13 protein-coding genes are annotated in these 14,085 nt (G+C 72.2%); 4 read left to right on the top strand and 9 right to left on the bottom strand.

Annotated elements, in window-relative coordinates:
- Positions 1-9: 9 nt before the first annotated feature.
- From O7617_RS30200 to O7617_RS30170, 7 genes are all read right to left on the bottom strand, one after another.
- Positions 10-408 (bottom strand): SCP2 sterol-binding domain-containing protein, encoded by a 399-nt coding sequence (locus O7617_RS30200; RefSeq protein ID WP_282259799.1) that lies wholly within the window; start codon positions 406-408, stop codon positions 10-12.
- A gap of 69 nt (positions 409-477) precedes the next feature.
- Positions 478-1,689: a hypothetical protein gene (locus O7617_RS30195; protein ID WP_282259798.1), complete on the bottom strand. Its 1,212-nt coding sequence runs from the start codon at positions 1,687-1,689 to the stop codon at positions 478-480.
- On the bottom strand, positions 1,676-2,203 hold the full coding sequence (locus O7617_RS30190; RefSeq protein ID WP_282259797.1) for a sigma-70 family RNA polymerase sigma factor: 528 nt from the start codon (positions 2,201-2,203) through the stop codon (positions 1,676-1,678). The genes O7617_RS30195 and O7617_RS30190 overlap by 14 nt, the downstream gene beginning before the upstream one ends.
- Before the next feature lie 86 nt (positions 2,204-2,289).
- Positions 2,290-3,927: a hypothetical protein gene (locus O7617_RS30185; protein ID WP_282259796.1), complete on the bottom strand. Its 1,638-nt coding sequence runs from the start codon at positions 3,925-3,927 to the stop codon at positions 2,290-2,292.
- The gene (locus O7617_RS30180) at positions 3,924-4,814 is read right to left on the bottom strand and encodes an ABC transporter ATP-binding protein (RefSeq protein WP_282259795.1); all 891 of its coding nucleotides are present in this window, start codon (positions 4,812-4,814) and stop codon (positions 3,924-3,926) included. Before O7617_RS30180 ends, O7617_RS30185 begins: the two co-directional genes overlap by 4 nt.
- A 114-nt stretch (positions 4,815-4,928) precedes the next feature.
- Positions 4,929-6,248 (bottom strand): Na+/H+ antiporter NhaA, encoded by a 1,320-nt coding sequence (gene nhaA / locus O7617_RS30175; RefSeq protein ID WP_282259793.1) that lies wholly within the window; start codon positions 6,246-6,248, stop codon positions 4,929-4,931.
- Between the two features lie 122 nt (positions 6,249-6,370).
- On the bottom strand, positions 6,371-7,387 hold the full coding sequence (locus tag O7617_RS30170) for a carboxypeptidase regulatory-like domain-containing protein (RefSeq protein WP_282259791.1): 1,017 nt from the start codon (positions 7,385-7,387) through the stop codon (positions 6,371-6,373).
- A 270-nt stretch (positions 7,388-7,657) separates the two neighbouring features.
- Here O7617_RS30170 and O7617_RS30165 point away from each other — a divergent pair, with 270 nt between their 5' ends.
- The 4 genes from O7617_RS30165 (at position 7,658) to O7617_RS30150 (ending at position 11,279) form a co-directional block, all read left to right on the top strand.
- A complete protein-coding gene (locus O7617_RS30165) occupies positions 7,658-8,608 on the top strand; it encodes an SRPBCC family protein (RefSeq protein ID WP_282259789.1) in 951 nt (316 codons plus the stop codon).
- A gap of 54 nt (positions 8,609-8,662) precedes the next feature.
- The gene (locus O7617_RS30160) at positions 8,663-9,835 is read left to right on the top strand and encodes a zinc-dependent alcohol dehydrogenase (RefSeq protein WP_282259787.1); all 1,173 of its coding nucleotides are present in this window, start codon (positions 8,663-8,665) and stop codon (positions 9,833-9,835) included.
- Positions 9,836-10,198: 363 nt separating this feature from the next.
- A complete protein-coding gene (locus O7617_RS30155; protein WP_282259785.1) occupies positions 10,199-10,783 on the top strand; it encodes a GNAT family protein in 585 nt (194 codons plus the stop codon).
- Positions 10,784-10,892: 109 nt separating this feature from the next.
- Positions 10,893-11,279: a DUF2267 domain-containing protein gene (locus O7617_RS30150; protein WP_282259782.1), complete on the top strand. Its 387-nt coding sequence runs from the start codon at positions 10,893-10,895 to the stop codon at positions 11,277-11,279.
- 43 nt (positions 11,280-11,322) lie between these two features.
- Here the strand turns inward: O7617_RS30150 and O7617_RS30145 are convergent, their stop codons facing one another.
- Both O7617_RS30145 and O7617_RS30140 read right to left on the bottom strand, forming a co-directional pair.
- Positions 11,323-12,246: an LD-carboxypeptidase gene (locus O7617_RS30145; RefSeq protein ID WP_282264912.1), complete on the bottom strand. Its 924-nt coding sequence runs from the start codon at positions 12,244-12,246 to the stop codon at positions 11,323-11,325.
- A 243-nt stretch (positions 12,247-12,489) separates the two neighbouring features.
- Complete coding sequence (locus O7617_RS30140; RefSeq protein ID WP_282259780.1) at positions 12,490-13,968, bottom strand: glutamate--cysteine ligase; 1,479 nt, start codon at positions 13,966-13,968, stop codon at positions 12,490-12,492.
- Positions 13,969-14,085 lie beyond the last annotated feature (117 nt).

Here is a 14,085-nt window from a genome sequence, read left to right as displayed (position 1 = left end):
CTGCATCGGTCACCGGCCGCCGTCCGGGCCGTCGTTGCGGGCGGTGTCCGGGCCGCCGTCTCGGCCGCTGTGCTCCGGCGGCTCCGGCTCGCGCGGGAACAGCCGCCCGATCCGCAACGCCAGGCCGAGGTCACCGTCGACCAGGATCTCGCCCCGGGTGATCGCCGCCAGCCCGTTCACCTCGCCACGCGCCATCGCATCCGCGACCTGCGCCGAAACCATGATCACGGTGGTGGCCGGCGCGCCGCTCCTCGTCACCCGCATCCGGCCGTGGTCGATGGTCAGCAGCCACTGGTCGAGACGGTCGCCGTCACGAATGTCGAAACGCACGCTCCCACAGACCTTGCTGAAACGCGGATCCTGGCCGGCAACGGTCAACCGCTCGAAAAAGGCGCTGGTCGCCGTCATCCCACCTCCCCGGCCGCTGGCAGAAGCCCGGGTGCCTACCCGGTGTGGGCCGCTGTTAACTCCTCCTGCTCAGGGTTTGAGCGTGAAACGGCTCCAAGCGGTCGCGTCAGCGGTGACGAGGACGTGGTCGGGCTCGCCCGTCGGCCCGTCCCGCCCGTAGAGCCAGGCGTACCCGGGTGCCACGCTGACTGCCCCGACGCTGGGGCCGTACTCCCGTGCGAGGGTGAAGTGCCTGCCGTCGTCGCGGCTGACCAGGAGGCGCCCGAGCCGGTCGGGCTCGGCGCCTTCGCTCGAGCTGATCGCGAGCAGGGAACCGTCCACGCCCACCGTGAGATCCCACGTTCCCCGGGGCAGGTCGACGTCGACGTTCGTCCAGGTCTTCGCGCCGTCGGTGGTGCGTAGCAACCGCATCCCACCGTCCGCTGTCGGCGAGTCGACCAGCGCGTACCCCCTCCGGTCGTCGAGCCCGACCACCGCGGCGACATCGGCGTCGTCTCCCACCTCCCAGGCGTCCCAGGTCGCGCCTCCGTCGGCGCTACGGGCCAGCGTCGCCCCCGACGACCCGGACCCCATCCGGTACGCCGCCCAGATCGAACCGTCGGTGGCCGGGTAGAGGCTGAACAGGGGACGCCACGACGGTGCCTTCGCGGTGAGCCGGTACACGGTCCCGCTCGACGGATCCACCGCCAGCGGCTCCGACAGTGGCCGGCAGCCGAAGCCGCAGAAGACCGGCCGGGCCGTCGCCGGGAAGGCGGGCACGGCGACGACAGCGGAATTCGCGTCCCGCCAGGTCCGGCCGTAGTCGGTCGAGAGGTGCAGCGTCCCCGAGTCGCTCACCAGGTAGGACCGCTCGCCGAGCACGGTGAACTCGTTGCGACCGGCCGCCGTACCGGTGGCGGCGTTGGCCCTGCACCTGGCACCCTGGAACCGGGCCGCGTCCCAGTCCGACCAGGTCCGGCCGCGGTCACCCGTGTACGCGAAGCGCACGACACAGGTGTCCTCCGACACGTCGACGTCGACCCCGGAGTCCGGCCCGGTCAGCGTGAAGACGTCCCCCTGGGCGGACGATGGTTGCGCGGGGGCCACCGGGTCGGGCCGGTCCGCCCCCGTCACCAGCGGCACGGTCGTCAGCCCGGCCAGTGCGACAAGCGCTGCCGCCACCATCGCGACCGACCGGCGACGGCGGGATCGTGCGGTGGACCGCAACTCATCGAGGGGCGGCGGCGAGACGGCCTCGGTGAGGGTGTCCACGTCGAACCCGGAGAACTCACGACCACGCATCGATCCTCCCGGTCTCGGTGTCGTCGGTTTCGGCGGTGTCGGTGTCGGCGAGCAGCGCCGCCAGGGCCGTCCGACCCCGGGACAGGCGGGACTTCACCGTCCCGGCGGACACGCCCAGGGTGTCGGCGATCTCGTCCACCGGCAGGTCGACGAGGTAGTGCAGCGCGAGGGCGTGTCGCTGCCCCTCCGGCAGCTCCCGCAGCGCGGCGAGCAGGGCGAGGTGCTCGGGGGAGTGGTCGGCGACGTCCGGCGGTGGGCCGATCCGGCGCAGCAGGCCGTCGAGCACCCGACGGCGGCGGAACCGGCTGCGGGCCCAGTTCACGGCGACCCGCCGCAACCACGCCTCCGGGTTCTCCAGCGCGGCGAAGCGCCGTGGCGACACCAGAGCCCGGGTGAACGCCTCCTGGACCGCCTCCTGCGCCTCGCTGAGGTCCCCGGTCACCGCGTACAACTGGACCACCAGGCGCCGGAAACAGCTGGCGTAGAGGACCGAGATCAGATCGCCGTCGGACACCGTCACCTCCCTTCTCACCACTCCCACTTATGGGCCGGCAAGAAGGTTCCGGTGGCCGGCCACGTAATGTCGGCCGGCCACCGGATCTACCCCTGGAGGTCGCGCCGCCGGTAGCCGAACAGTCCCAGTACGGCGAGCGCACCGGCGATGACCACCATGAGGGCGGCGGCGGTCCAGTCGGGTGCCGCGTCCGGGACCGGGGCGAGGTGCGCGAACGGGGACAGTCGGCCGACCCAGGCCGGTGCGCCGGTGCTGTCGGCGACGACCTGTAACAGGAAACCGCCAGCCGCCGGCAGAGCGCCGACGAGAGCCACCGCGCGTGGCAGCCAGCCCACCGCGAACGTCGCCGCGCCGAGGGACAGCAGGGCGACCGGTAGCACGTTCAGCGCGCCGGCCAGAGCGGCGAGGAGACCCAGTGGCGCGTCGACGGTGGCCGCGCCCGCCCAGGTGGCGAAGCCGGCCGCGACGAGTAGCGCCGTCGTGCCGCCCAGGGTGACGACCAGTTCGGACACGAGGAAGCGGGCGCGGGTCACCGGCTGGGCATGCAGCAACGTGAGCCGACCGGCGGCCTCGTCGGCGACGAGGGTGGCCGAGCGGACCGCGGCGAAGACGCCGGCCGGGATCGCGAGCAGCGTCACCATCGCCGCCACGTACCCGTCGACCGAGCCCAGCCCGGCGAAACCGGCCTGCGCGGCAAGATCGGCGAACCGGGCGTTGTCCGCCAGGAAGTCGGTCATCGACACCGTGAGTACGCCGATGAGCAGATAGTAGGCAGCCACCCCGGCCGCCCAACCGCCGAACGGACGCGCCAGCCGACGGGCGGCGAAGCCGCTCACCGAGCCGAGTAGGCCCAGACGGGGTGGACGGCCCGCCGAGGTGGTCAGCCAGCCGCCGCCGAGGTCCCGTGGCCGGGCGGCCGACACGGCCGCGACGAGCAGGATCGCGTCGACGGCTGCCAGCACGACCAACGGCAGGACCCGGTTCGCCGCGTACGGCTGCGACAGCGCGACCATCCCGAACGGTGACACCCACCGTAGCCAACCGAGCCCCTCGACCCCCTCGCCGACCATCCGGAGCAGCAGTGCACCACCGAGCAGTGCCGTCGCGGCACCACTGGCCGCGGCGCGGGTCGCGAAGAGCTGCGCGGCCAGCGCGCCGGAAGCGACGAAACACACCCCGAGCAGGGCCAGGCCGACGCCGTGCAGCACGGCTCCGTGCGGTGACGTGCCGACGGCGAGCAGCGCGGCGCCCGCCGCGACACCTGCCACAAGCACCGCGCCGGTCAGGACGGCCACGTGCCGGGCCACGATCGCCGGGACCGGGAGCCGACCGGCTGCCACGAGGTCCCACCGGCCGGCGTCCTCCTCGCCCCGGGTGATCCGGGTGGCCGCCAGCAGCCCCCACGTCCCGACGAGGACGGACAGGGCGGTGCCGGTCCGCCACACCGTGAACCCACCCGCGTCGTCGAGGGCGACCGGCTGACCGAACAGGGTACGGATCGCGGGGTTCTCGGCCAGGGCGGCCAGCGCGGCGGCGTCCAGCGCGTCGCCGACGGTACTGGCGTAGGTGGCCGCCACCATCGCGGACATCCCGGCGACCAACACGACGACGATCAGCGCACCCCGGCGTACCTGTCGCAGGGCCAGTCGGCTCACGGCCGGGCCGACGACGCGGGCGGGCGGAACCGCCGGAACCCGCCCCGGGCGGGTGACGACGGCGGTCACCGGGACGGCTGCTGGTAGTAGTCGAGGAAGATCTCCTCCAGGGTCGGCTCGTGGATCCGCAGCGCGGTCACGTCCACGGCGGACAGTGCGCGCAGCGCCGCCGCCGGCGGGCCGGTGAGGGTGAACCGCAGCCGGGCGGGACCCATCTGTTCCACGGTCTCGACGCCCGCCACCCCACTCAGGTCCGGAGCCACGTCGGCGAAGCTCACCTCGACCTGGCTGCGGTGCAGCCGACGCAGTGCGGCGACCCCGGCGACCTCGACGAGGCGGCCCTCGCGCAGGATCGCCACCTGGTCGCACACCGCCTCGACCTCGGCGAGCTGATGGGAGCTGAGGAACACCGTCTGCCCCCGTTCGCGGGCCTGCGCGACGGCGGCCTGGAACTCCTGCTCCATCAGCGGGTCCAAACCGCTCGTCGGCTCGTCGAGCACGAGCAGCGGCGCGCGGGTGGCGAACGCCGCCACCAGGGCGACCTTCTGCCGGTTACCGGTCGAGTACGCCCGACCCGGCTTGGACGGGTCCAACGCGAACCGGTCCACCAGCTCGTCTCGGTAGGCGCGGTCCACGCCCGGCCCGAGCCGACCCAGCAACTCCAACGCCTCGGCGCCGGTCAGGGCCGGCCAGAGCGCGACATCGGCCGGAACGTACGCGATCGAGCGGTGCGCCGTCGCCACGTCGGCCGCATCGGCATCGAAGATCCAGGCCCGTCCGGAGGTGGGACGCGCCGATCCGAGCAGCATCCGGATCGTGGTGGACTTACCGGCGCCGTTCGGCCCGAGAAAGCCGAACACCTCGCCGGCCGGCACCGTCAGGTCGAGTGCGTCCAGTGCGCACACCCGGCCGTAGCGTTTGGTCAGACCGACGGTGCGGATCGCGGGAACAGCCATGGGAAACCCCCTGGGTCGACGACGGATACGACGCCGACCAGGCTTCCCGGCACACCGGAACCGAGCGTACTCCTCGGTTTTCTGGGCGGGAAGTGTCCGTCCCGTGACACCGGATCAGGCGGGCCCGGGCCGGTTCGCCGACGCCTCGTAGACGTCCGGTACGCCGTCGGCGTCGGTGTCGCGCTCCTCCACCGCGCACACGCCCTCGTAGTGGCGGTTACGAGCGCGCAGCACGATGGTGGCGAGCAGCGCCGACACCAGAGACCCGAGCAGCACGCCGATCTTGGAATGGTCGTCCCGTTCGGTGCCGGCACCGAACGCCAGCTCGCCGATCAGCAGGGACACGGTGAAGCCGATCCCGGCCAGCAGCGACAGCCCGACGATGTCCCACCAGGCGAGCCCTTCCGCGAGCCGGGCCCGCGTGAACCGCTGCACGAGCCAGGTGGCGCCGAGCACGCCGGCCGCCTTGCCCGCCACCAGACCGACCGCGATGCCGAGAGTGACCGAGTCGGTGAGCGTCGCGCCGAGGCCACTCGCGCCGGCGATCGACACTCCGGCGGCGAAGAACGCGAACACCGGCACCGCCACCCCGGCGGACAGTGGCCGGATCCGGTGCTCGAAATGCTCCGCCAGGCCCCGGCCCGGCCCCGGCGTGCGGCGGATCACCGGCACCGTGAAGGCGAGCAGCACCCCGGCGACGGTGGCGTGCACGCCCGAGGCGTGCACGAGTGCCCAGGTCGTCGCGGCCAGCGGCAGCAGCAGCCACCACGATCGGACCCGCCGCTGCACCAGCAACCCGAACAGGGCCAACGGAACCAGCGCGAGCAGCAGCGGGCCGAAATGCAGGGAACTCGTGTAGAACACCGCGATGATCACGATCGCCAGCAGGTCGTCCACCACCGCGAGAGTCAGCAGGAACGTCCGCATCGCCGCCGGCAGGTTGGTGTTGATCACCCCCAGTACGGCGAGTGCGAACGCGATGTCGGTGGCGGTGGGGATCGCCCAACCCGCCAACGCCCCGTCGCCCGCCCACAGGTTGAAACCGACGTAGATCAGCGCCGGCACCGTCATCCCGCCGACCGCGGCGGCGACGGGCAGGACCGCACGTCGGGGCTCCCGCAGGTCACCGGCGACGAACTCACGCTTGAGCTCCAGCCCGGCGACGAAGAAGAAGATCGCCAGGAGGCCGTCGGCGGCCCACTGGCCCAGGGTGAGATCGAGGTGCAGTGCCTCGGGGCCGATCGTCAGGTCACCCAATGACTGGTAAGCCCCGGACCAGGGCGAGTTCGCCCAGGCCAGGGCGAGCAGCGCGGCGACCAGGAGCAGAATCCCACCGACCGTCTCGGTGCGGAGGATGTCGCCGATCCGGCGTACCTCGGGCCAACTGCCGCGGGGAAGGAGCTGCGGCTGGCCGGGCGTGGGTGGCGGGGTCATCGGGAGCCTCCGGAGGGGTCGCTGACGGAACCGCCGACCAGGCTTCCCGGCACACCGCTGATCATTTTACCCGAACGGCCGGCATCGGCCCGGATCCCAGGTGGGTGCGGTGGCCCGCGGGATCACCCCAGGTCGAAGTCCACGACGCTCGGCGCCCGCCGGACCCGCACCGGGGTCGCGCCGTCGAACCCGGCGGCGTCGCGGTGCCACACCGGCTGGGCGTACGAGCAGTCGCAGCGCAGCTTGACCCGTTGACCGGGGAGCAGGCGCAGGGCGTAGGTGTCGCCCACGTCCGCCACGCCGGCCAGGTCACCGGTCGCCGCGTCGAACGCGAGCACCTGGGCGTAGGTGAGTAGCTCGTCGACCCGTACCGCCCCGCCCAGCGGTGTCCCGGCGGGCAGCGCCTGGTCGAGGGTCGCGGTCTGCTGGGCGCGGACCCGTACCGTCCGCGCCTGCGCCCGGGCGCCCACCCCACCGGACCACACGGTCGCGAACCCGTTCGCGGCGAACTGCACCGGCCAGTGGTACGGCCCGAGGCCGGTGACCGTGTAACGGCCGTCCTCGTCGGTGGTGGGGCCGTGGTCGCCGTACTTCGGGTCCGGCACGTGCGGCACCACCATCACCAACGCGCGGGGAACCGGTGCGCCGGTCGCGGCCTCGGTCACCACGCCGACGACGGTGCCCGGCGGGTCGAGCCGGACGGTCGGCGCGCTGGTCACCGTGCCGGCCCGGACGTGGACGACCTGTGCCCGTTCGCGCTCACCGGTGCCGCCGTGCCGGCCCACCCACTGCAGGCCGTGGACCGTCGCGTCGTAGGGGCGCACCATGAGCCGGTACTTCCCCGGGGCCACGTCGCCGGTCAGCAGGACACCCTGCTCGTCGGAGCAGCCCCCGTACCGGCCGAGTTGGTCCTCTCCGATGGTGACCGCGGCGAGGGTTGCGGCGTCCACCGGGACGAGCGCGGCGCAGGCCCGGGGGACCGGCGCGCCGGTGGCCGCGTCGCGCACCACCGTGCGGACCTGGCCGGGCGCGGGAGACCCGGATCCGGGGGTACGCGCGGCAGCCGGCGCGGCGGCCTCCACGACGAGCAGTGCGACGGCGACGGTGGCGGTCAGATGGCGCAGGAGTGCGCGGGTCACGGGCGTGGTCCCTTCCGGCGGTGTGACGGGTGAGCCGACGCTAACGGGCCGTAGCTGATCCAAATCGGTCAATGTCATTATGCCGACGGTCGGCGGGCCGGCAATCCGCTCGCTCCGCGCACAAGGCGCTGTGTGCCCGAATCGGGCACACGCGTCACGAGTACCGCATAGCGTCACGGGGCAGGTCCACCGTGCGATGCGGTGGACCGGTGCTGGCGTTCACCGTGTCGCGTGGTGGACGTGTGGTGACGTTCACCGGAGGGAGCGGACATGAGCCGTGTCGAGACCGTGCTCCTGCCGGAGCTGGACGGGCCGGTGCCGGCGACGCTGCCGAGCGCGCTCGGGCTGCTGAGCCTGGCCCTGGGCGTGGGCGCCCTGGTCGCGCCCGGCCCACTCGCGCGACTGACCGGGGTGGACGACTCCCCGGCCGCGCGGGCCGTGCTCCCGACGGTCGGCCTGCGCGAGCTGGGCAGCGCCGCCGGCCTGCTCAGCGGTCGTCACCCGGCAGGCTGGGCATGGAGCCGGGTGGCCGGCGACGTCATCGACCTGACCCTGCTCGGGCGTGCCCTCGCCGACCGCGACGGTGAACGCCGTCGCCGCGTCGCGCTGACCACCCTCGCGGTAGCCGGGATCGCCGCCGTCGACCTGCTCTCCGCCGTGCGAATCGGGCGCGCCCGACGGGCCCGCGCCCGGGTGATCCGGATGGAGATCGGCGTGACGGTCAACCGGTCGCCCGCCGAGGCGTACCGGTTCTGGCGCGACGTGGAGAACCTGCCCCGGTTCATGGCACACCTCGAATCGGTACGCGCCGACGACCTGCGCCGCTCGCACTGGGTCGCCCGCGGCCCGGCCGGTCGACACGTCGAGTGGGACGCCGAGATCATCGACGACCAGCCGAACAAGTCGATCACCTGGCGGTCGTTGCCGGGTACCGGTGTGCCCAACGCCGGCCGCGTGCGATTCGTGCCGGCGCCCGGTGACCGGGGCACCGAGGTCCGGGTCGAACTGCGCTACGCGCCGCCGGCCGGCTCACTCGGCCGGACGGTGGCGAAACTCTTCGGCGAGGAACCTGAGCAGCAGGTCCGCGACGACCTGCGCCGGTTCAAGCAGGTGCTGGAGACCGGCGAGGTGGTCCGTTCCGAGAGCAGCCCCAACGGCATCTCCGTACGCCAACAGGCCGCACAACGCCCCGCCCAGCCGCTGCCGGCGTCCCGCCGCTGATCCGCCGTGCGGCGTCCCGCCGCTGATCCGCGCACGCTCTGGAAGGGACCGAGAATGAAGGCCACCGCCTGGATGGGCACCGACAGCGTCAAGGTGATCGACGTACCCGATCCGACCATCATGAACGCCCGGGACGCGATCGTGCGGATCACCACCACCGCCATCTGCGGCTCCGACCTGCACCTTTACCACGGCTACATCCCCGCGATGCGCAAGGGCGACATCCTCGGTCACGAGTTCATGGGCGAGGTGGTCGAGGTCGGCCCACAGGTCCGCAACCTCACAGTGGGAGACCGCGTGGTGGTGCCCTTCCCGATCGCCTGCGGGCACTGCTCGTCCTGCCAGCGCGGCCTCTACTCGGTGTGCGAGAACTCCAACCCGAACGCCGGCATCGCCGAGAAGATCATGGGGCATTCGCCGGCCGGCATCTTCGGTTACTCCCACCTGCTCGGCGGCTACGCCGGCGGTCAGGCCGAGTACGCCCGGGTGCCGTTCGCCGACGTCGGCCCACTCAAGGTGCCCGACGAGGTCGCCGACGACCAGGCGGTCATGCTCGCCGACGTGTTCCCGACCGGCTACATGGGCGCCGAGATGTGCGACATCAAACCCGGTCAGGTCATCGCCGTCTGGGGCGCCGGGCCGGTCGGACTGTTCGCCGCCGCCAGCGCCCGGCTGCTCGGCGCCGAGCGGGTGATCATCATCGACCGGTACCCGTACCGGCTGCGGCTGGCCGAGGAACACATCGGCGCTGAGACCATCAACTATGAGGAGTCCGACGTGTTGGACACCCTCAACGAGATGACGGCAGGCCGGGGCCCCGACGCGTGCATCGACGCGGTCGGCCTGGAAGGACACCACGGCAACGCCGCGATGTACGCCTACGACCGGGCCAAGCAGGCCGCACGGGTCGAGACGGAACGGCCGTTCGCCCTGCGCCAGGCGATCCTGGCCTGCCGCTCCGGCGGGGTGGTGTCGGTCGTCGGCGCGTACGGCGGTTTCGTCGACAAGTTCCCGATGGGCGCGTTCATGAACCGCTCCCTGGTCATGCGGACCGGTCAGTGCCACGTCCAGCGCTACACCCGCCCGCTGCTGGAACGCATCCAGCGCGGCGAGATCGACCCGAGCTTCATCGTCAGCCACCGGATGCCGCTGCGCGACGCCCCGAAGGGCTACAAGATCTTCCAAAAGAAGCAGGACGACTGTACGAAGGTGCTGCTCAAGGTCTGACCGGGCGGCCCGTCTGCTGGCCGGGGGAGTGCTTTGCGCGCTGCCTGTGGAGCTGATGTCGTAAACGATTCAGCCCGAATCGGCGTGGAGTGCCCTGCCGTGAAGCCGAGCGGTCGTCACGGCCCCGGTCGGCGTGGAGTGCCCTGCCGTGAAGCCGAGCGGTCGTCACGGCCCGGATGCGTGATCTCGTGACCCATGGGTCGGCTGATGTCGTAAACGATTCAGGTCCACAGGGGCCGACCACCACCCTGGGTCGCGCTGGGCCATGTGAGTTCCGGGCGCGTCTCCCGCCGGGCGGCTGACCCCGCTGGTCGGGCTTCTGGCTGCCGCGCCGGGGTGTTGGCCAGCGGCTAGCGTGTCGCCATGGAGAGTGCTGGCACGTCGATGCCGTTCTCGGCCGACCTCACCGTCCGGCTGCGGCCGGTCACCGAGCCCGACCTGGGGATGTTCCGGCGGTTCTGCACCGAGCCGGGCCTGATCGGGCTGGACTGGGCCGGCTTCCGCGACGCCGGCGCGCCGGCACGGCGGTTCGCCGTCGACGGCTACCTCGGCGAGGACGACGGACGGCTCGTCGTGGAGATCGAGCAGGAGCAGGTTGCCGCCGGCATCGTCAGCTACACCGCTGGGCGCTACGCCGGGCGGGCGTCGTACTGGGAGATCGGCATCGTCCTGCTGCCGCCGTGGCGGGGTCGGGGGATCGGCTGGCGGGCGCAGGCGCTCCTGTGCGAGTACCTCTTCCAGCACAGCCCGGCGCAGCGCATCCAGGCCGGCACCCACCCGGAGAACGTGGCCGAGCAGCGGTCGCTGGAGAAGGCCGGCTTTCAGCTCGAAGGCGTCATCCGGGCCTGCGAGTTCCGGGCCGGTCAGTGGCGCGACGGCTACCTCTACAGCCGGCTGCGAGACGACCCGCCGCCCGCAGCGCTCGCCGAGACCCCACCCGTTGAATGACGGAATGTCCGGGTCGGCGGGTGCCCCCGGTTTGCGACCGGGGCCCCGGGGAACTCGCCCGGTTCGCCCGCAGACCGGCCGGTCGGCGGTCGAGGGGAGGGAGCGCGTCATGGAGTACGAGCAGATGATCGCCACGGTCCGGCAGCGCGCCGGTCTCGGGGAGAACGAGGCTGTCCGGTCCGTGCAGGCCGTCCTGTCGGTGCTCGGGGAACGGCTCGCCGGCCAGGAGGCCGACAACCTGGCAGCACAACTGCCCGAGCCGCTCAACGGGTCCGTCACCCGCAACCCGCAGGGCCGCCGGTGGGACGTCGGCGATTTCCTGAAGCACGTCGGTGACCGCGAGCAGGTCCAGAACGCGGACCAGGTGCGCGAACACGCCCAGGCGGTGCTGCGTACCGTCGCCGAGGCGCTCGACGACGACGAGCGAAACGACCTGCTCGCCCAACTGCCCGGCGGCATCATCGACCTCTTCGGCGTGCCCACCCCACGAGGCTGAGCACCGGGGCGTCGCGGCCCGCTCGGCTGTGCGGGCCACGCGGTCAGCGGGCGCGGACCCCGGCCTCCACGGTCAGGGTCCCCGCCTCGGCGTCGATCGTGGCCCGCGCGCCGAGCGGCACGGTGAGCTGCCCGTTGCCGTGCCCCAGCCGCAGCCCGCCCAGGACCGGCACACCCAGGTCGTACAGGCGGTCCTTCAACACCGCCGCCGCGTCCCACTCGCCCGCCCCGCCGACGCTGTTGGTGATCTGACCGACGGCCACCCCGGCGATCCGGGACAGCGCACCCACCCGGCGCAGCTCCGTCAGCATCCGGTCGATGCTGTACGGCGCCTCATCCACGTCCTCGAAGAACAGGATCGCGCCGTCGAACGTCGGGACGTCCCCGGCGCCGAACGAGGTGGAGAGCAGCGTCAGGCAACCGCCCAGCAGAGGGCCCGACGCTCGACCCGGCACCACCACGGGCGCGGCCGTCTCGGCCGGGTCCCTGGTGATCGTGACGGGTGCGGTGGTCATCACCGCCCTGCGCAGGGCCTCCGCCGACTCGGTGCCGGTGCGGGCGTCGTTCCAGTTGACCATCGGGCCGTAGAAGGTGACCAGGCCGGCCTCGCGCCAGAGCCTGCCCTGGATGCTGGTGATGTCGCTGAACCCGACGACCACCCGAGGATCCCGGCGCAGACCGGCGACGTCCATCCGGTCCACGATCCGCTGGGTGCCGTAACCGCCCCGGGCGGCGAAGACCGCTCGTACCCCCGGGTCGTTGAGCGCGGCGTTCAGGTCGGCCAGGCGCTGCTCGTCGGTGCCGGCCAGGTAGCCGTACTTCGCGTAGACATGCTCGCCCAGCTCGACCTCCAGACCCCAGCTCCGCAGGATCTCGATGCCGCGACCCATCAGCGTGGGATCGGGAGTCCGGCCGGGCGCGACGACTCGAACCCGGTCACCGGGCACCAGCGCCGGGGCGCGCGACACCCGCTTGGGGCCGCCCGGTGCGGCCTGCGCCGCGGTGGCCGTGCCGACCAGCAACGCGCCGCCGGCAGCCGCCGCCCCGGCACCCAGCAGGTGCCGTCGGGAGAGGGCGCGGTCCGCGGACCTCGGGGTGGGAATGCGGTCACGTCCGGATGTGCTCACCGGCAGCCCCCTCATCGACGTCGATGTCCGCGCCGCACCAGAATACGACAAGCATCGATCGCCCGGGGGGCGGTGATCAGCGGGTTAGGGGATGGGCCACTCGTGCACCGGCCGGTTGCTGTGCATCAGGTCCACGTAGTGGCGGACCACCTCGCGCAGCGCCTCCGGCCGGTCCAGGTGGTCGGCGGACTCCAGTCGGTGCAACGTCTCCACCTGCCAGCTCGCGCCGTTGCGGCCGGTCAGGCAACGCTGCTCGATGATGCCGAGCAACCGGTCCCGCTCACCCGGGTCGAGCCCCCACCGGTCCAGACCGTGGTGCGCCAGCGGCAGCAACCGGCGCAGCACCAGCTCGGTGACCGGCAGGTAGCCGAGGCCGGGCCAGAACACCTGCGCGTCGATGCCGTGCCGGGCGCAGTTGGTGAAGTTCTCCTCGGCGGCGCTGAACGACATCTGCGACCACAGTGGTCGGTCCGACTCGGCGAGGGCCCGGACCAACCCGAAGTAGAAGGCGCCGTTGGCGACGGTGTCCAGCACGGTCGGGCCGGCCGGCAGCACCCGGTTCTCCACCCGCAGGTGGGGTCTGCCGCGCGACACGTCGTACACCGGGCGGTTCCACCGGTAGACGGTGCCGTTGTGCAGGCGCAACTCGTTGAGGTTGGGCACCTCACCGGTGGCCAGGGCCTGCGTCGGATCCTCCGGGTCACAGACCGGCAGCAACGCCGGGAAATAGCGTACGTTCTCCTCGAACAGGTCGAACACGCTGGTGATCCAGCGTTCCCCGAACCAGACTCTGGGGCGTACCCCCTGGGCTTTGATCTCTTCCGACCGGGTGTCGGTGGCCTGCTGGAACAGTGGGATGCGGGTCTCGCGCCACAGCTCCCGGCCGAAGAACAGCGGCGAGTTCGCGCCGACCGCCACCTGGATGCCGGCGACCGCCTGGGCGGCGTTCCAGTAGTCGGCGAACTGGGGTGGGCTGACCTGTAGGTGGAACTGGGTGCTGGTGCAGGCCGCCTCCGGGGTGATCGTGTCGGCGGTCACGGCCAGCCGTTCCACGCCGCTGATGGCGATCGGCAGGTCCTCGCCGCGAGCCGCGAAGATCTGCTCGTTGAGCAGCTTGTACCGCGGGTTGGCCGAGAGGGTCTCGGCGGTCAGGTGCTCCGGGCGCACCGTCGGCAGGATGCCGATCATGACCATGTGCGCCCCGATCGTCCGGGCCTTCACCTCGGCGGCGTTGAGGCTGGCCCGCACGTACTCCTCGAAGTCGGCGGTGCCGGCGCCGGTCAACCGGCGCGGCGGCACGTTGATCTCCACGTTGAACTGGCCCAGCTCGGTCTGGAAGCTCGGGTCGGCGATGGCCGCCAACACGTCGGCGTTGCGCATCGCCGGATTCGACGACTCGTCGACGAGGTTCAGCTCGATCTCCACGCCGGTCATCGGCCGGTCGACGTCGAAGCGCGACTCGCGCAGCATCTCGGCGAAGACGTCCAGACAGCGACGGACCTTGTCGCGATAGCGGGCCCGATCCTCGCGACTGAAGGTGCGTACGCCGACGTCCTCGCCCATGGTCACCACCCTGTCACCGCTGGTCCCTCTAACCTCGCACGCGATCGACGGGCGGGGGAAGGGCTGACGGTTCTTTCCTACCCAGTCAGCGCGCCCGGCTAGCATTGCGCCGCGAAA

It is taken from the genome of Micromonospora sp. WMMD1155 (genome assembly GCF_029581275.1).
GTDB lineage: Bacteria > Actinomycetota > Actinomycetes > Mycobacteriales > Micromonosporaceae > Micromonospora.
This window is presented reverse-complemented; position numbering and strand designations above follow the sequence as displayed.